Here is a 17,622-nt window from a genome sequence, read left to right as displayed (position 1 = left end):
CTCCGTCGGAGCGGCTTCAGCCGCGACGCGATTAGGCACGACGAGGAGATCGTCCCCCATCATTGCGCAGCATCGCGCGCACCCGCGCCACCCTACCGATCGCCGTCCTCACTCCACCCGACACAGCGGCACTTCCCCCGGCCGCAAGGTCAGCACCCGCACGCCGCTGGCGGTCACCGCCACGGTGTGCTCGAACTGCGCCGAGAGCTTGCCGTCGCGCGTGTGCACCGGCCATTGCTCGGGCAGCGAGCGGATCGCCGCACGCCCCTGGTTGAGCATCGGCTCGATGGTGAACACCATGCCCTCGCGCAACTCCAGGCCGGTGCCAGCGTGACCGTAGTGCAGGATCTGCGGTTCCTCGTGCATGGCGCGGCCGATGCCGTGCCCGCAGTACTCTTTGACCACGGTGTAGCCCTGCGTGCGCGCATGTCGCGCGATGGCGTGGCCGATGTCGCCCAGCCGCGCGCCGGGACGCACCGCGGCAATGCCCTTCCACATCGCCTGGTAGGCGGCCTGCACCAGCCGCCGCGCCGGATAGGCCACTTCCCCCACCAGGTAGGTGGTGCTGGAGTCGGCGATATAGCCGTGCTTCTCCAGCGTGATGTCCAGATTGACGATCTGCCCATCGCGCAGCACATCGTCGGCCGACGGCACACCGTGGCAGACCACGTCGTCGATGGAAGCATTGAGCACGAACGGGAACCCGTACTGGCCCTTGCTCGCCGGCCGTGCGCCCAGCTCGTCCACGATCATCCGTTCGACCAGATCGTTGAGTTCCAGGGTGCTGCGGCCCAGCAGCGACATCCCGTCCAGCCGGGCGAACACCTGTGCCAGCAGGCGCCCGGACTCCGCCAGCAGCGCCAGCTCGTCCGGCCGCTTGATCACGTCCGCCCCGGCGTCACCGCCTGCGGCCGCACCCCCGCCGCGCGCAGCTCGCGCGCCACGATGTCCTGAAACGACAGCTCCGGATTCATCTCGCACAGCATGCCGACCTTGATCCAGAAGTTGGCCTGCGCGTTGATCGACCGGCTGGTCACCGTGCAGGCGCGGCGCAACTGATCGTGCAGGTCGTCGTCGATGTTGACGATGCCCATGAGTGGGCTCCCGAAATGGAGGATATATGGATCGTATACGATTCATATATGGCCAGCAAGCCGCCCACGTTGCTGTTCTGCCCAGATCAGCCGCGACGAGGCATCGCCGGTAACCCGTCGCGGCTGACGCCGCTCCTACGACCGAGGATCGCCGCCATCGATGGAAGGCCTTGCGTCGGCGATCGCGTGCAACCCGCACCGTCCCCACTGGGTCGCCAATCTCAAGACATGAGACGCCGCTGCCGCATGCTCGCGCGCTCCCCGCTGCTGCCATGGCCGCCTTTTCGCTGCAGGACGCTGTTTGCGCACGTGCGCTGACGCGTCGTCACCGCGGCCGCGCCGGCCCGTCCTCGGCCAGGCCATGCACGGCGCCCACCGCACCCGCGGCGCGTGCTGCCCGTCGCGGGCGACCGGTCGGCGCTGGCTCGGGGATTTCTCCATCGACGGATCGCAGCATGTTCAAGGCACGTATCGGCGACCTGTTCGCCAGCCACGCCCAGGTCTACGCGAATGCGGTCAATTGCGCCGGCATCATGGGCAAGGGCATCGCGCAGGAATTCAAGCGGCGCTACCCGGCCATGTTCGAAGACTACGCGGCGCGCTGCCGGGAGGGCCGCGTGCGTATCGGCGAACCGTACCTCTATCAGGATGCCAGCGGCATCCGCATTCTCAATTTCCCGACCAAGCGCCATTGGCGCGCGCCGTCGCGGCTCGAGGACATCGCGGCAGGGCTGGACTACCTCGCCGCGCGTCTGCGCGAATGGGACGTGCGCAGTCTTGCCCTGCCGCCGCTGGGGTGCGGCAACGGCGGCCTGGCCTGGGGCGAGGTGGGTCCGCTGATCTACCGCAGACTCGCGCACCTATCGGTCGACATCGAGGTCTATGCGCCCTACGGCACGCCGCTGGCGCAGCTCGAGCCCGCCTTCCTGTCGCAGCCGGCGTATGGGTCGGCCGAAAGCACCGGCACGCGGGTCGCGCCCCAGCCAGGCTGGATCGCGATCATGGAAGTGCTGCGGCGGCTGCAGGCCCGGCCGGAGGCGCGGCCGCTCGGGCGTACGCTGTTCCAGAAGCTCTGCTGGGCCATGACCGAACTGGGCGTGCCGACCGGGCTAGCGTTCGGCAATGCCGGCCGCGGACCGCGCCAGGGCGATGTCCGGTCCATCCTGACCGACTTGGCCAACCGCAACTGGCTGCACGAGCAGCCGCAGGGACGCACCATGGCGCTGCGCGCCTCGCCCCAGTACGACAGGGAGCATGCCCGGTTCGCCAAAACATATGCATCCTACGAAGCGGAAATCGCCAAGGCCGTGAACCTGTTCGCCCGGATCAGGAACACCGACCAGGCCGAGGAGCTCATGACGGTGTTCCAGGCCACGCGCCATCTCCAGGCGGCACATCCCGGACAGCTGCACGACGCGCAGCAACTCCTTGCGCACTTGCGTGACGCACAGGCGATTGGAGAATCGGAAGAAGCCCAGCGCGCGGCGGCAGCGGCGATCGACACGCTGCTGGCGGCAGATTGGATCCGCTTGCGCTGAGCGTGGCGCTGCGATGGCGCGCCACCAAGCGGTGTTGCAGCACGAACCTCCGCAATGTGACACCGCGGCACGGCGTCATGGCCGGCGCCCCTGCAGACCGCTGCATCGCGTGCAGGCGCCACCGCTCACGTGCAGGTGCGCGGCGTCACGCGATTGGTCAGAAACGCACGCGCCAGACGCTGTTGCCCACATCGTCGGCGATCAGCAGCGCGCCGTCCTTGTCCTGCGCCAGGCCGACCGGGGCACCGAACAGCTGCGACTCGTCCTGCGAGTGGAAGCCGCTGACCACGGTCTGCGGTGGGCCGACCGGTCGGCCCTGCTGGAACGGCACGTACACCACCTGGTAGCCGCTGAGCGGCGAGCGGTTCCAGCTGCCGTGCTCGGCCACGAACGCACCTTCGCGGTACTTCGCGGGCAGCGTATCGCCACGGGAGAACCACAGGCCGAGCGCAGCCACATGCGAGCCCAGCGCGCAGTCCGGCTTGATCGCCTTGGCCACCAGGTCCGGGCGCTGATCCTTGACCCGCACATCCACGTTCTGTCCGTAGTAGCTGTACGGCCAGCCGTAGAAGCCGCCGTCCTGCACCGAGGTCAGGTAATCGGGTACCAGATCGGCGCCGATCTCGTCGCGCTCGTTGGCGATCGCCCACAGCTTGCCGGTGCGCGGTTCCCACTGCAGTCCGGTCGGATTGCGAATGCCCGAGGCGAAGATGCGGCTGCTGGCCGAGGCCACGTCCACTTCCAGGACGGCCGCGCGGCGGTATTCCACGTCCAGCCCGTTCTCGCCGATGTTGCTGTTGGAGCCCACGCCGACGTACAGCTTGCGTCCGTCGGGGCTGGCCAGCAGTGCCTTGGTCCAATGGTGCTCGATCGTGCCGGGGAGATCGGCGAACAGCGTGCCGGGCGCGGTGATCTCGGTCTGGCCCGCGACGTAGGGGAACTTCATGATGTTGTCGGTATTGGCGACATACAGCGCATCGCCGATCAGCTGCACCCCGAACGGCGAGTGCAGCCCCTTCAGGAACGCATGCTGCTCCCACCGGCCGTCCGCGGTCCTGCGCAGCAGGGTGATGCGGTTGCCGCCCTTGGCGCTCTTGCCGGAGCGGCTCTGGACCAGTCCCGCGATCAGTTGCTTGGGCGTGGTGACAGGTTCCATGCCCGGCGAATTGGCTTCCACCACCAGCACGTCGTCGTTGGGCAGCACGTACAGCTGGCGCGGGTGTTTCAGGCCACTGGCGATCTTCTCGATCTTCAGGCCCGCCGCCACCGTGGGCGCCTGCCCCTCCTTCCAGCCCACCCCCTCGGGAACCTGCATCGGCGGCAGCAGGAAGTTGCGCGGCTGCGGCAGGGGCGGCGCGTTGCCCGCCTGCTGGGTCGGCTCGAGCGAAGCCTTGCCGCTGCAGGCGGCCAAGGCCACCGCGCCGCTCAGCGCGAAGACGGACAGGCACAGGCGCTTAGCCATGGGCGTAGCCCTCGCGTGGCGTGGTGCGGATGGCGATGAGCACATGCCCGATCGCCAACAGCGCGACCGTGGCGATCGAGAGCCAGAGACCGGCCGGGACCACCGCATACGCGTCGCGGCTGTGCACGAAGGAATTGAAGATGGCGGCGACGATGGCGAGCAGGTTCAGCCAGAAGTCGAGCCGTTCCACCGGCAGCGTGGAGCGCCGCGCGGTGATCCAGACCTGCACCAGGTTGATCAGGCGCGGCACGATGGCGATGACCAGCCCGATCGCGATCAGCCAGGCCGCCGCCTTGGTCCACAGGATCACCCCGCTGCGGACGTAGACGATGTCGAAGATCAATGCGGCGACGAAGCAGCCGAACGGGATGGGATTGAGCAGGCCGTAGAAGGCGTTGGCCACCACGGAACGGCGCGGTGCAGTCTGCAGAGGCATGAGACGGCTCTCGACGAAAGGGAAAAGGGGGCGAAGCGCTCGCTCACCACGAACCCGCGGAACGTGCCGCTGTGAGGGTGAGACCCACTATCTGCCCGCCCCTGTCTAGAGGGCGTCGCGATGGCACTGCGCGCGCCGGCGCGCCATCCCACATCGTTGCCGCGGCCGCAGCCGCGTTCGCAGCGCTAGGTGCGCGCGGGCGCGACCGGCGCTCCGCTGCTCTCGCGCACCGACAGGCTCACCGGCACGATCGTCCTGCGCGGCGGCACGGCCGCGTCCAACCGCTCCAGCACCAACTGCGCCGCCTGGCGGCCGCGGGCGCGCGGCTGCGCGGCGAGCGTGGTCAGCGCGGGCGTGCTCACCGCGGCCTCGGGGATGTCGTCGAAACCGGTGATCGCGAAGTCCCGGCCGGGGCGGATGCCGCGCGCGAGCAGGCCGAGCATCAGCCCGAGCGCGACGGTGTCGTTGTAGCAGACCGCCGCAGTGGGCGGCGCCTCATTGGCGAACAATTCGCCATGGCGCGCCGCCGCTTCCAGGCGATTGGGCGCCGACTCGATCAACCAGGCCGGGTCGACCGGCAGCTTGGCCTGCCGCATCGCCTGCGCGTGGCCGGCGCGACGCTGCCGGCAGGAACTGGAGTCGGCATGGCCGCCGTAGAAGGCGATGCGGCGGTGGCCGAGCGCGATCAGGTGCTCGGTGGCCAGTTGCGCACCGCGCTGATTGTCCAGGCCGAGGAAACTCCAGTCGTCGGCGCCGGCGAGTTCGCGGTTGAACAGCAGCACGTTCGCGCTTGCACCCAGCACGGTGTGCAGTTCCGCAGCGTCGCTGCCCTCGGCCGGCGACAGGATCACGCCGGCCGGGGTGTGTTCCATCAGCGAGCCCAACACGGCCTGCTGCCGCGCGGGCGATTCGCCGGTGCTGCCGAGCAGGGTCACGTAGCCCTGCTCGCCCAGCGCCTCGTCCACCCCGGCGGCGAACTCGGCGAAGAATGGATTGGCCAGGTCGTTGATGACCAGGGCCACGCAGGTCGAGGTGCGCCGGCGCAGATTCGCGGCGCCACGGTTGTAGACGTAGCGTTGCCGCTTCAGCTCCGCCTCCACCCGCGCGCGGGTGTCGGCATGCACCAGCGGGCTGCCGCGCAGCACCAGCGACACGGTGGCGCGCGAGACCCCGACCGCATCGGCGATGTCGGTGACGGTCACCACCCGCTGGCGATCGCGCGCGGCGGCGGCCGGCGCGGTCTTCTTGGCCTTGGCGGCCTGCTTCGTCGTGCCCGGTGCCGCCTTGCGCGAGGCGGTCTTGGCGGCCTTGGCACCGCCTGCGGATGCGGTTCGAGATGGACGCTTCTGGCGCATCGGATCGATTCCTTTCGGACGAGGCGCCCAGCCTAAACCATCGGCTGCGCGCCCCTGCCGCGAGACGGCACGGACTCAGTGCCAGCGCAGGCTGGCGGTGGTGTTCGGCGCCGCGCACGGCGACACGGGCAGGTCCTGCGGCTGCGTGCCCCACCCCTGCGGCTGCGGCGCATCGCGCAGGTCGAAGCGCAGGCGGCCGCCCTGGCGCAACTGCGCCCAATCCAGCCACACCGGCGCGTGTGCGCGGCCATCCAGCGACACGCCCCCGACATAGCGCAGCTTGCCGTCGCCGGCCTGCGGCGCCTCGATGCGCAGCGTGCGACCTGGCGCCACGTCCAGGTCGACGCGCGAGAAGCGCGGCGCGTACAGCAGGAACTGCCCGGTGCCCGGCACCGCCGGATACAACCCCATGACGCTGAACAGGTACCACGCCGACATCGTGCCCAGGTCGTCGTTGCCGGTGACGCCGTTGGGCGCGTTGGTGAACAGCGTCTGCGCCGCATGCAGCACAGTGCTGGTCTTCCACGGCTGGCCGATCAGCGTGTACATCCACGGCGCATGCAGGTCGGGCTCGTTGTTGGGGTTGTAGCGGAACTGGCTGTAGTAGCTGTACGGCCCCACCACCCACTCCTTGCGCGCGGCGCCGGCTGGGTCGGCCAGCAGCGCGTCGTAGGCGAAGAACGCGTCCAGGCGTCGCCCCGTCTGCTCGGGTCCGTGCATCGCCTCCACCAGGCCCGGCACATCCTGCTGTGCCAACCACTGGTACTGCCAGGCCGTGCCTTCGTGGAAGCCATGCTGCGAGCGCGGATCGTAATGGCCATCCGACGGCGTGTACCACGCCCCGTCTTCGGTGCGCGGCCGCGGGAAACCGGTGAAGCCGGTGTCCGTGTCGCGCACCGACGGATCCCAGATCGAACGCCAGTTGCGCCCGCGCCGGTTCAGCACCGCCGCGTCCTCGGCATGGCCCAGCGCGCCGGCCATGGCCGACAGCGAACAATCGGCCAGTGCGTACTCCAGCGTCGCCGAGCCGCCATGGTGCGGGTCGACATCCATGCCCTTGGACGGGAACGCGCGGTCGTACTCCACGAACCCCTGCGCCAGGTAGTTGGCATTGCCGGAGCGCCCGGCATGCCGCGAGTTCAACGGCGGCATCTCGAAGGCGTTGCGGCGCAGCGCGGCGTAGGCCTCGGCCTCGCGCCCCTGCAGCGCGCCGAAGCGCCACAGGTCGACCAGGAACGGCGTGACCGGATCGCCGGTCATCACATTGCTCTCGAAGTTGGCATAGCCCCAGCGTGGCAGCCAGCCGCCTTGTGCATTGATCGCCAGGATCGAGCGCGCGATGTCGGCGGCACGCTGCGGCCGCAACAGCGCCAGCAGCTGGTTCTGCGAACGGTAGGTGTCCCACAGCGAGAAGAACTCGTGGTAGGTCCAGCCATCGGCGTGGTGGATGCCGTCGTCGTAGCCGCGGTAGCGGCCATCGGCGTCGCTGCCGGTGAGTGGCTGCAGCAGCGCGTGGTACAGCGCGGTATAGAACACCACGCGGTCGTCGCCGCTGCCGCCGTGCACGCGCACGCTGGCCAGTTCCTTGTCCCACACCTGCTGCGCACGGGTACGCATGGCGTCGAAGCCGAGCAGGCGGCCGTTGGCCATGCCCTCGCGGCGCAGGTTGTTGCGCGCGCCCTCGGCATCCACGTGCGAGATCGCCGAGATGGCAGTGATTGAGCGGCCCTTGCCCAGGTCGAAGGTGAGCCACGCGCCGCTCGGCTTGCCCTCGCCCTCCATGCCGTGGCGCGATCCCGGCACGCCGCCGGCCTCGCCCCAGGTACCGAAGGCCTTGAACGGACGATCGAACTCCAGGCGGAACCAGGTGGTGTACTGGTGGCCGCCGCAGAAGCTCTGCGTCACCAGCTTGCCTTCCACCACGCGGTCGCCGACCACGGTCAGGGTGCTGCCGGTGACCGTGTGGCGGGCGTTGGCCTGGCCGATGTTGACCAGCACATGGCCGTCGCCGGAGGTGGAGAACGTATAGCGTTCGGCCGCGGCGCGGGTCAGCGCGGTGGCCTCGGCGTCGATGCCGCCGTAATCGGTCAGCCGCACCTTGTAGTAGCCGGCCTGGCCGCGCTCGCCGTCGTGCTGGTAGCGCGCACCGTAGCGGGTGTGGTCGAACGCCTTCGGATCGCCCGTATCGAAATCACCGCCGGGACCGATGCGCCCGGTCACCGGCAGCACCGAGACCTGCCCGCCCTGTTCCCAGCAGCCGGCGCCGGACAGGAAGGAATGGCCGAAGCCGCGGATCTGCGGATCGTCGTAGCGCCAGCCGGCGTAGTGCGCGCCGATCGGGCTGACCTGGATCATCCCGAACGGGGCGGACGCGCCGGGGAAGGTGTTGCCGTCGTCCTTGCTGCCGATGAAGGTGTTGACCTCGGCACTGAGCCGCGGCGCGGCAGCCAGCGCCGGCGTCACCAGCAGCAAGGACAGGGCGAGTGTGCGCAGCAGGGAAGGCAGCGGGAAAGACGTCATGCGATGGGTCCTGTGGTAAACGACCGCGACAGGCGCGACGGCGCGATCGTGGACGGCGAAGGCAGCGGCCCGACCGTCGCCGGGCCCCCTCGCGCCCATGCCGTCCGCCGCGCGGCAGGCATGGGCACGACACGTTGCAGCTTAGAACTTGTAGGTCAGCCCCAGGTACGCCAGCCGCCCAGCGTAGCCGCCGGTGTAGAAGCGGGCCCGGGTGTCGTCGCCCAGGTGCTGGCGCGACTCCTGCTTGGTCAGGTTCAGCACCGACGCGGTGAGGCTCAGCGCCGGGGTGATGTTGTACGCCGCGTTCAGATCGATCTGGTAGTACGGCTCCTCGTACACGTTCAGGCCGTTGACCAGGCCCTGCACCAGCTCGCCGCGGCGGTTGTACGAGGCGCGCAGCAGCAGGCGGTCGGTCTCGTAGAACACGGTGAGGTTGGTCTGGTTCTCGGCGCTGCCGGGCATGGAGGTCTTGCCGACCTCGGTGCCGTCCTCCAGCCGCACCGCTGCCTTGCTGGCATCGTTGTAGGTGTAGTTGAACTGCACGCCGAGGCCGGACGGCAGCGTGTGCTGCGCGTACAGTTCCACGCCCTGCGACACCGCATCCTGGCCGCCGGCCTTGGTGCTGTAGTTCTGCACGGTCACCGTCTGGCCGTTGATCAGCATGTTCACGTCGCTGATCACGTCGACCGAGAAATTCTCGACGTTCTTGCGGAACAGCCCCACGCCCGCCACCGAGCCCGGCTGGAAGTACCACTCCAGTCCCAGGTCGAACTGGTTGGCCTTGTACGGCTCCAGTTTCTTGTTGCTGCCCGAGCCGTACCAGCCCTGCTCGCTGGCGCCGCCGGTCAGGCGCCGGTCGGCCACGTATTCCGGGCTGTAGTACTCCAGGCTGCCGGGTGCAGCGATGGCGTTGTAGCTGGGCCGTGCAATCACCTTCGACGCCGCGGCGCGCAGCAGCAGGTTCTCGGTCAGGTCGTAGGCCAGGTTGAAGCTGGGCAGCACGTCCGTGTAGTTGCGGTCCAGCGCGCTGACCACGAACGACTCGCTGCGCTGCTCGGTGTCGGACAGGCGCCAGTAGCCCTCGGTGCCGCAGTAGGTATCGGCCGGCGCGCCGGCGGGCATGGCCGCGCCCTGCTGGCAGGCCAGCGGGTTGCCGTCGGCGCCGTCGAAGAAATAATCGTTGTAGGCAGTCACCTTGTCGGTGGAATCGGCATGCTGGCCGGTCCGCGCCACCCGCACGCCGACATTGCCGCGCAGGCGCTCGGTGTGGAAGTTGAGCTGCAGGTAGGTCGAGTAGATCTTCTCGTCGACGTTGTAGACGAAGTTGTCTTCGTTGCGCGTCTGCATCGCGCCATAGGTGTTGTTCAAGTAGCCGATGTAGCCCGGGAAGTTGATCGCCGGGAACGCGCTGGACCTGACTCCACCGGCCAGGTTGTCCAGCGGGAACAGCAGATCCGGCGAGAACTGCGTGGCCAGCGCGTTGCAGCGTCCGTTCCAGTAGCGGTTGTTGTAGTCGCTGGGGTCGGTGCCGGGGCACACCCAGTAGTTGTTGCCGGTGTTGCGGTGGATGCCGCCATCGCGGCGCTTGAGGCCGAACTGCAGCGAATCGAAGAACTCGCCGTCCATGTGCCAAGTGGTGTCGATCTGCGCGTATTGCTGCTGGTTGGTGTTGCGGGTCCAGGACGAGCCGGTCGAGCCCAGGTCGACCTGCAGGATGCCGTCGCGCAGGTTCTGCATCAGTTCCGGCGAGAAGGTCATGGACGGCGTGCCGGTCAGGTCCCAGGCACTGGCGAAATTGCCATTGCTCCAGCTGCCGTCGGCGTTCTGGCGGCGCGGCTTGATCGGCAGCGAGAACTGCAGTTCCGGCCCGCCCTTGGCCCAAGTGCGGCCGGCCTTGAACGACACGTCCACCTTCTCGCCACGCCATTCGCCGCCCAGGTCCACCGTCTGCGACAGCGACTTCTCGATGTTGTAGCTGCCGGTGATCTGTGGCGTGGGCACCGTGCAATCGTCCGAGCCCCAGCCGTCCTTCGGCAGGTCGGCTGCGACGGCCTGAATCTCGTTGCAGTAATAGGTCTTGCCTGGATGCAGGCTGTAGGCGGCGCCAGTGACGATGGTGCCGCTGGGATCGAACTGCAGCCCGTCGAGCAAGCGCCCACCGCGCCAGTTGCCGTCGCGATAATAGCGGGCGATGTTCCACTCGGGAATCTTGACGGTGTTGGTCTGCGAGTTCTGCGACAGGTCGAAGCGGAAGTAGTTCGCGGTCAGGGTCAGGTCGTCGGTGGGCTTGAACTGGAAGGTCAGCTGGCCGCCCTTGCGTTCGCGCTCCTCCTGCTTGACGTCCAGGCTGACCGCGGTCGGCATCATGAAGCCGGTGTAGTACTGGCCGTTCTGGTCCCAGAAGCCGGTGCCGCCCCACCAGTCGCCCTTGAAGTCGGACGGCCTGCCGTTGACGTCGACCGCCGGGCCGACCTCGTTAGCGCCGTACCACTGCCAATTCTCGGTACTGGCGTTGAGCGTGCGCGCCGTACGCTTCTGCTGCGTGTAGCCGACGAACACGCCGAAGCGGTTGTCCTGGTCGTGCCACGAGTACGAGCCGGAGAACTGGCCGTCGGTCTTCTTGCTGGTATCCGACCACACACCCTCGGCTGAAAGGAAGCCCGAATTGGGCTCCAACTCCAGCGGACGCCGCGTCTGCAGGATCACCGTGCCGCCGATGCCGCCTTCGTCGATGCGCGCTTCCGGCGTCTTGTACAGCTCCGCGCTGCCCAACAGGTTGGACGGCAGCAGCGTGTAATTGAACGAGCGCGTCGGGTCGCCGTTGGACTCGGCGGTGGCGATGTAGTTGCCGTTCAATTCGGTCAGCACCAGCTCCGAGGACAGGCCGCGCACGCTGACGTTCTTGCCTTCGCCACCATCGCGGCTGATGACCACGCCGGGCACGCGCTGCAGCGCATCGGCCACGTTCTTGTCGGGGAACTTGCCCACGTCCTCGGCGGTGATCACGTCGACCACGGCGTTGGCGTTGCGTTTCTGCTCCAGGCTCTTCTCGATCGCGTAGCGGTAGCCGGTGACCGTTACCGCGTCCAGGTCGGTGGCCTGTACCTCGGCCTGACCCGCGGGGGGCGGCGTGCCGTCGGCCTGCTGGGCGAACGCGGTGGTGGAGGCGGCGCTGGCGAACAAGGCGACGGCGATACCGGCGGACAGCGTGCTGCGATTGCGTGCGGATGGCATGCAGTTCATTTCAATCATCCTCTCCCAAAGATTGATCGGCTGCGGCGGGTTTCCATCGATCCAACGATCGGGCAAGAACTCCGCGCGATGTGACACGAAAACATCCGGCGCCGTTGCGGCGAGCCGGTCTTGCGGTTCTTCCCCCTCTGTCCTGCACAAACTGAATTGGATCGTTCTAATGCAGTGGAAGACGTAAGTACCACAGCCTTCCCTGCAACGCATGCTGCCGCGCAACAGGTCTAGCGCATGGGGTGCCGACCACCGCGTGCGCGCAGCGCTGCGCACGCGCTGCGTTGCGACCACCTCACGGCACGGCCTTCCGTGTCACTGGCTGCAGCAGTTCGATCTCGGCCAGCGAAACGGGTTCGCCCGCGTCCAGGCGCAGCCGGTAAGCGCTGTAGGCGCCGGGCTTGGCGATGCGGAACGGCCGCAATTGCCGCGCCCAGGCAAAGCGCTGTTCGTGCCGCTGGTCCAGCGTGGTCCACGCGCCGTCGCCGTTGCGCCCTTCCAGCGTCCACGCCAGGCCAGACGAGGCGGCGTCGCCACTGGTCAGCGTGTAGTGCGTGGGGCGCTGTGGCGTCGCGAAGCGCAGATCGACGCTGGCACCGGCCGGCAGCGGCAGCGCCGTCGTCGCATCGTCGTCGATCAAGGCCGCGGCCTTGGGCTGTCCTTGCAGCGACACCGCCACGGCCTGAGACGCCACATCGTCCAGCCCGCGCGGCGCGGCGCCCGGCGGCGTCAGCGACGGCGGCAGCGCATCGGTACCACTGCCCCAGCGCGAAGGTGTCGCCCCCATCACGAACTCCAGCGTGGCACCGTCGGCGATGTCCTGGTGGCGCAGCCAGGCCTTGGTCCACGGCTTGCCGTCTAGCGTGAGCGACTGCACGTACACATTGCGCGCACTGTTGTTGCGCGCGATCACCACCAGCGTGCGGCCGTTGCCGAGATCGACCTCGGCGCGCGGGAACGCCGGCGAGCCGATCACGTATTCCGGCGCGCCCATCCGCAGCGGATACAGTCCGAGCATGGCGAACAGGTACCACGCCGACATTTCGCCGTTGTCCTCGTCGCCCGGATAGCCCTGGCCGATCTCGCTGCCCAGGTACAACCGACGCAGCACCTCGCGGGTGAGACGCTGGGTCTTCCACGGTTGCCGCGCCGCCACGTACATCCACGGCAGATGGTGCGAGGGCTGATTGCTGTGCGCGTACATGCCCATGCGCACGTCGCGCGCCTCGGTCATCTCGTGGATGACGCCGCGGTAGCTGCCGGCAAAGCGTTTGTCCGCGGTCTCCGGCGTGTCGAAGAGTTCGTCCAAGCGCGCGGCCATGGCGTCCTCGCCGCCCAGCAGCCCCGCCAAGCCGGTCGCGTCGTGCGGCGTGGTGAAGGCGAAGGTCCAGGCATTGGCCTCGGTGTAGTCGCCGCCCCACACGCGCGGGTCGAACTTGGACGCAGGGGTGCTCCACTGGCCGGCCGGCGTGCGCCCGCGAAAGAAGCTGGTGGCCGGGTCGAACAGGAACACGTAATCGGTGGCGCGCGCCCGGAAGTACTCGGCTTCCTCGCGGTAGTGCTGCGCCTGCTGCGGCTCTTTTTCCTGGTCCGCCAGCGCCTGCGCCATCTGCGCCAGGCCGAAGTCGTTGAGTGCGCCTTCCAGCGTCCACGACAGTCCTTCGTGCACGTCGTTGGCGACATAGCCGCGGTACATCGAGCGGGCCAGGCCCTTGCGGCCGACATTCGACACCGGTGGCACCACCGTGGCATTGCGCAGCGCCGCCGTGTAGGCCTCGTGCGCATCGAACCCGCGCACGCCCTTCAGCCAGGCATCGGCGAAGGCCACGTCGGAACTGGTGCCGACCATCAGGTCCGCATAGCCCGGCGAGGACCAGCGCGCCACCCAGCCGCCGTCGCGGTACTGCTGCAGGAAGCCATCGATCATCGCCCCGGCCTGCTCGGGCGCGAACAGCGCATACGCCGGCCAACTGGTACGGAAGGTGTCCCAGAAGCCGTTGTTGACGTAGACCTTGCCCGGCAGGATCGGCGCCGCGGTGCGTTCGGCATCGCCACGGGCGTTGTCCTTGGACCAACTGTTCTGGTCGGCATGCCGCCAATCCGGATGCGCCGCATCGCCGACGTTCTCGTGGGCGATGTTGGGATACAGGAACAGCCGGTACAGATTGGAGTACACCGTGACCCGCTGGTCATGGCTGGCGCCTTGCACCTGCACCCGGCCCAGCAGCGCGTCCCACGCATCCTGCGCACGCGACTGCACCACCTCGAAGCCGGCGTCGCCGATCTCCTGCTGCAGATTGCGCTGCGCCTGTTCCACCGAGATCAGCGAGGTGGCGATCCGCATCACCACCGTGCGGTCCGCGCCCGGCGCGAACTTCACGTAACCGGTCGGCCGGCCCGTGGCGATCCTGCCGCTGGCGGTCCACGGGCGGTCGAAGCGCGCATACACGAACAGCCGCGTGGCGCCATTGGACAGGCCGCTGCGCGTATCCGAGTAACCGCGCAGCGTCTGCGTCGCCGCATCCAGGGTCAGCCCACCGCGCGCGTCGACATTGTCGAACAGCAGATTGGCATCGCCGCCCTCGGGGAAGCGGAAGCGGAAGATCGCGGCCCGCTCGCTCGGCGTCAACTCGGCGCGAATACCGTTGTCGAAATCCACCCGGTACAGATGCGGGCGCGCCTCCTCGTGGTCATGACTGAAGGACAACGCGCGCTTGGCGCGGTCCGCCTCCGGCACCCCGCGCGTGGACGAGGGCATCACCTGGAAGGTCTGGCGATCGCCCATCCACGGGCTGGGTTCGTGGCTGATCGACAGCGCCTGCAGCCGCGGCCGGTTGTCGTCGCCGTTCTGCTCGTTCCAGCGGTACAGCCAGCTCAGCGTCGCCGCATCGGTCGCCGGCACCCAGAAATTGAAGCCGTGCGGCATCGCCGTGGCCGGAATATTGTTGCCGCGCGAGAACGTGCCGTTGGACTGCGTCCCGCGCGTGGTCACCACCTCATCGCTGGGCCGCCGCGCCGCCTGCGGCGCAGGTTCACGGCGCACCGCGACATCGTCGATCCAGCCCGACGCCACCTTGCCGGCGCCCGGCTGTACCTGCAGCTCGATCGCGCGGATGCGCTTGCCGCGCAACGCTGCAACCTCGCCCAGCCACACCTGCTTGAGCGCCCACTGCTGCGGATACAGCGTCTTCGACGCCGCCTGCCCCGCCGCACTGACCAGCGCACCGTGCTGGTCTTCCACACCCAACTCGGACAAGCGGCGCCCATCGTCGAACAGCAGATCCACCGCCGCGCCGGTCGACGCCACCGTGTCGCCGTCGACGATCTCCGGCAGCACCATCCACGACAGCACCGTGTCCGGCGCCACTGGCAGATCGACCGCGAACAGCTGTGCGTGCCCGGCCGCATTGGCGCGATAGTGCAGCGCATGCAGCCCGGTGTAACCCGCGCCAGCCCTGGCCGCGTAGGGCTGCTCGGGCCCACTGCCAACGGCGACCTGGAGACCTGCTTTGTCGGACTGCGTGGCCGATGCAGGCGCAGGTTCGTCCGGCTCGAACGAAGACGCGAAGCCGGGATCGGCTGCACATGCCGCACCGGTGCCCGCGCACAACAGCGCCGACGCAGCGACGGACGCCCACCACCGGCGCGAAGACTCAGGCGGATGCGCAAAGCGCGGGCGGATTGGCATGGCAGGCTCCCCAAACTCTCTCGATCGGCTTTGCCGCGACGCGTGGCGTCACGCACCTTCGGTGGCAACGGCGCGCAGCGATGGCACGCAACGTGGACCGGATCGACCCGAGGGATCGCCGCTCAAGTCGGCATCCAGCACCGCTTCACGACCGCAGATGCATGCGGACAGAAGAGCAGGCGTCAACAAACTCGTCGCACGCAATCCCCACCCGCCGTCTCCCCCAAGGATGCGCTGCATCAACGGCTTTGGATCGATCCAACCGAGCTAGAAGTAACACGCCTTTCGACGAGTTGCATGCTGCTGCGCAACAGTTCGCCTGCGGATCGACACGCGATCCAGCGTCGCTGGTTCAGGTCGAATACGAAGAGGCATGACGCTGAATCGCCACGCGACGAGGAGCGATCGAAGGCGATAGAGCGCCCTGCCTGACTGACGATCAACGGCTACACTGGCAAGCGCTGGATCGCTCCACACACACAGGGGGTTTCAAATGAAAATGGCCACACTCGCAATTTTGGCTGGACTGCTGGTAACGTCGAGCGCACTCGCCGGGACACGCTGCACAACCGACGCGTTCGGCGTGAAGACATGCACCGGCGACGACGGAAGCACGACGCGCACTACGACAGACGCCTATGGCACGACCACGACCCGTGACAACCAGGGCAACGAGACGCGCTGCACTACCGACGCTTACGGCACCAAGGCGTGCCAGGGCAGCGACGGAAGCTTGACGCGCACCACGACAGACGCCTACGGCACGACCACCACCCTCGATACCCAGGGCAACCAGACGCGCTGCACCACGGACGCGTTCGGCGTCAAGACGTGCAACGATGGCAAGGGCAACATGACGCGCTGCACGACCGATGCCTATCGCGTTGAGACTTGCCGGTAAGCAGCCTGACGCTGCATTCAAGCCGACGCCGCGTTGCGGCGCGGCTTGATCCAGCAACGTCCTTCCGCGCAACGGCCCGTTACGCCGAGCATCTTCTTCTATCGAGGGTTTGCGACGGCGTGCGTTGCGTGTCAGAAGCTTGCCCACGCTGTGATCAGGAAGCCATGGCAGAGTGCGTCTCCCGCTCCATGGGTCTTGGACGTCACACCATGGGATTGATGCGGCAGGTGCACTCTGGCCAAATTTTCCTGGCCGTCATGCGGCAACAAGCGAATGAAGGCGATGGCGCATGCGACCTGCTTCACTATCTATCAACGGCTACAATCGCTAGCGTCAGATCGCTCCACACACAGGGGGTTTCAAATGAAAATGGCCACACTCGCACTTTTGACTGGGCTGCTGGCAACGTCGAGCGCACTTGCCGACACAACGCGCTGCTCGACGGACTCGTACGGCAACAAAACATGCCGTGGCGACGACGGAAGCGTGACGCGCACAAGCTCAGACTCCTATGGCAATACCACAACCCGTGACGACCAGGGCAACGTGATTCGCTGCTCCTCGGACTCGTACGGCAACAAAACCTGCCGCGGCGACGACGGAAGCGTGACGCGCAGCAGCACAGATTCCTATGGCAATACCACGACCCGTGACGACCGGGGCAACACGATTCGCTGCTCCACGGACTCCTACGGCAACAAAACCTGCCGCGGCGACGACGGAAGCGTGACGCGCAGCAGCACAGACTCCTACGGCAATACCACGACCCGTAGCGATTAGGGCATCGCGGTACGCAGCGCGACGGACGTCTTCGGCAACACGACGCGTCGCGACGACAAGGGCAACGCGTCGCGCTGCAGCACCAACAGTTTTGGCCTTGAAACTTGCCGATAGTCGGGCAAACAGTGCATTCAAGCCGACGCCGCTTCGCGGCGCGGCTTCACCCCTGCGCCACGCTGCTGCGCGGATCACGACGGCCCCGCTTTAGCTAGCGGGCATCCCTTCGAGCACGAGCGCCGCCTGCTCGAGCCCGCCCAGGATGGCGTCGGCAACGCGCGGCGAGAAGTCCTGCGGCAGATCCGCCCGCGCTCAGCAGATCGAACGGATCGGTGGATGGCACCGTGAAGCGCTGCGCCACGCGCCGGCGGATCGCATCGCTGTCGGGCAGCAGGTTGTCGAAGTAGTTGAAGACCTTCTCGCCCTTGAGCGGCTGGTTCTGCAGGTTGAACGGAAGCGACAGCGACAGCGGCCGGCCGATGTCGGCACCAACCCAGTCCGTGTCGTAGTGCAGTTCCATGTCCCCACGCGCAGGAAGCGTCCAGCGCGCCACGCGCACGCCATTGGTCCAGATGGAGAGGCTGCGGCTGTGCGATCGACGCCCCATC

General features: G+C 67.8%; 12 protein-coding genes. 3 read left to right on the top strand and 9 right to left on the bottom strand.

Features of this window, described 5'->3' with window-relative positions; all coding sequences use genetic code 11:
- Nucleotides 1–108 precede the first annotated feature (108 nt).
- Nucleotides 109–885, bottom strand: a complete 777-nt coding sequence (gene map, locus M3U25_RS10180; RefSeq protein WP_355499129.1) for a type I methionyl aminopeptidase — start codon at nucleotides 883–885, stop codon at nucleotides 109–111.
- Nucleotides 882–1,094: a ParD-like family protein gene (locus M3U25_RS10175; protein ID WP_010340731.1), complete on the bottom strand. Its 213-nt coding sequence runs from the start codon at nucleotides 1,092–1,094 to the stop codon at nucleotides 882–884. Before M3U25_RS10175 ends, map begins: the two co-directional genes overlap by 4 nt.
- 455 nt (nucleotides 1,095–1,549) lie before the next feature.
- On the opposite strand from M3U25_RS10175, the gene M3U25_RS10170 reads away from it, so the two are divergent.
- Nucleotides 1,550–2,632: a macro domain-containing protein gene (locus M3U25_RS10170; protein WP_355499132.1), complete on the top strand. Its 1,083-nt coding sequence runs from the start codon at nucleotides 1,550–1,552 to the stop codon at nucleotides 2,630–2,632.
- A gap of 157 nt (nucleotides 2,633–2,789) precedes the next feature.
- Here the strand turns inward: M3U25_RS10170 and M3U25_RS10165 are convergent, their stop codons facing one another.
- From M3U25_RS10165 to M3U25_RS10140, 6 genes are all read right to left on the bottom strand, one after another.
- The gene (locus M3U25_RS10165) at nucleotides 2,790–4,094 is read right to left on the bottom strand and encodes a sorbosone dehydrogenase family protein (protein WP_355499135.1); all 1,305 of its coding nucleotides are present in this window, start codon (nucleotides 4,092–4,094) and stop codon (nucleotides 2,790–2,792) included.
- Entirely contained in the window at nucleotides 4,087–4,530 is a 444-nt protein-coding gene (locus M3U25_RS10160) for a DUF2231 domain-containing protein (RefSeq protein ID WP_242160050.1), read from the bottom strand. Before M3U25_RS10160 ends, M3U25_RS10165 begins: the two co-directional genes overlap by 8 nt.
- Before the next feature lie 185 nt (nucleotides 4,531–4,715).
- Nucleotides 4,716–5,885 (bottom strand): LacI family DNA-binding transcriptional regulator, encoded by a 1,170-nt coding sequence (locus tag M3U25_RS10155; protein WP_355499138.1) that lies wholly within the window; start codon nucleotides 5,883–5,885, stop codon nucleotides 4,716–4,718.
- A 75-nt stretch (nucleotides 5,886–5,960) separates the two neighbouring features.
- Nucleotides 5,961–8,405, bottom strand: coding sequence for a GH92 family glycosyl hydrolase (locus M3U25_RS10150; protein ID WP_355499141.1), 2,445 nt, complete (start codon nucleotides 8,403–8,405; stop codon nucleotides 5,961–5,963).
- A 141-nt stretch (nucleotides 8,406–8,546) separates the two neighbouring features.
- Nucleotides 8,547–11,648: a TonB-dependent receptor gene (locus M3U25_RS10145; protein WP_355499144.1), complete on the bottom strand. Its 3,102-nt coding sequence runs from the start codon at nucleotides 11,646–11,648 to the stop codon at nucleotides 8,547–8,549.
- A gap of 295 nt (nucleotides 11,649–11,943) precedes the next feature.
- Nucleotides 11,944–15,336 carry a GH92 family glycosyl hydrolase gene (locus M3U25_RS10140; RefSeq protein WP_355499147.1) on the bottom strand — a complete coding sequence of 1,131 codons (3,393 nt, stop codon included), beginning with the start codon at nucleotides 15,334–15,336 and terminating at the stop codon, nucleotides 11,944–11,946.
- Between the two features lie 493 nt (nucleotides 15,337–15,829).
- Between M3U25_RS10140 and M3U25_RS10135 the strand changes: the two genes are divergently transcribed.
- Together M3U25_RS10135 and M3U25_RS10130 are read left to right on the top strand one after the other, a co-directional pair.
- Nucleotides 15,830–16,237, top strand: coding sequence for a hypothetical protein (locus M3U25_RS10135; protein ID WP_355499150.1), 408 nt, complete (start codon nucleotides 15,830–15,832; stop codon nucleotides 16,235–16,237).
- Nucleotides 16,238–16,600: 363 nt separating this feature from the next.
- On the top strand, nucleotides 16,601–17,017 hold the full coding sequence (locus M3U25_RS10130; RefSeq protein WP_355499153.1) for a hypothetical protein: 417 nt from the start codon (nucleotides 16,601–16,603) through the stop codon (nucleotides 17,015–17,017).
- 208 nt (nucleotides 17,018–17,225) lie between these two features.
- Here M3U25_RS10130 and M3U25_RS10125 read toward each other — a convergent pair whose 3' ends face one another.
- Nucleotides 17,226–17,621, bottom strand: coding sequence for a HipA N-terminal domain-containing protein (locus tag M3U25_RS10125; protein ID WP_355499156.1), 396 nt, complete (start codon nucleotides 17,619–17,621; stop codon nucleotides 17,226–17,228).
- Nucleotide 17,622: the final 1 nt, after the last annotated feature.

Source organism: Xanthomonas sp. PPL134, from assembly GCF_040595915.1.
Taxonomy (GTDB): domain Bacteria; phylum Pseudomonadota; class Gammaproteobacteria; order Xanthomonadales; family Xanthomonadaceae; genus Xanthomonas_A; species Xanthomonas_A indica.
The sequence above is the reverse complement of the archived record's forward strand: the minus strand, read 5'-3'. Positions and strand labels throughout refer to the sequence as shown.

What these genes read in the sequence shown, in the direction of transcription:
- M3U25_RS10175 (WP_010340731.1), bottom strand. Translation starts at nt 1,094, where the DNA reads ATGGGCATCGTCAACATCGACGACGACCTGCACGATCAGTTGCGCCGC.
- M3U25_RS10170 (WP_355499132.1), top strand. Translation starts at nt 1,550, where the DNA reads ATGTTCAAGGCACGTATCGGCGACCTGTTCGCCAGCCACGCCCAGGTC.
- M3U25_RS10165 (WP_355499135.1), bottom strand. Translation starts at nt 4,094, where the DNA reads ATGGCTAAGCGCCTGTGCCTGTCCGTCTTCGCGCTGAGCGGCGCGGTG.
- M3U25_RS10160 (WP_242160050.1), bottom strand. Translation starts at nt 4,530, where the DNA reads ATGCCTCTGCAGACTGCACCGCGCCGTTCCGTGGTGGCCAACGCCTTC.
- M3U25_RS10155 (WP_355499138.1), bottom strand. Translation starts at nt 5,885, where the DNA reads ATGCGCCAGAAGCGTCCATCTCGAACCGCATCCGCAGGCGGTGCCAAG.
- M3U25_RS10150 (WP_355499141.1), bottom strand. Translation starts at nt 8,405, where the DNA reads ATGACGTCTTTCCCGCTGCCTTCCCTGCTGCGCACACTCGCCCTGTCC.
- M3U25_RS10145 (WP_355499144.1), bottom strand. Translation starts at nt 11,648, where the DNA reads ATGAACTGCATGCCATCCGCACGCAATCGCAGCACGCTGTCCGCCGGT.
- M3U25_RS10140 (WP_355499147.1), bottom strand. Translation starts at nt 15,336, where the DNA reads ATGCCAATCCGCCCGCGCTTTGCGCATCCGCCTGAGTCTTCGCGCCGG.
- M3U25_RS10135 (WP_355499150.1), top strand. Translation starts at nt 15,830, where the DNA reads ATGAAAATGGCCACACTCGCAATTTTGGCTGGACTGCTGGTAACGTCG.
- M3U25_RS10130 (WP_355499153.1), top strand. Translation starts at nt 16,601, where the DNA reads ATGAAAATGGCCACACTCGCACTTTTGACTGGGCTGCTGGCAACGTCG.
- M3U25_RS10125 (WP_355499156.1), bottom strand. Translation starts at nt 17,621, where the DNA reads ATGGGGCGTCGATCGCACAGCCGCAGCCTCTCCATCTGGACCAATGGC.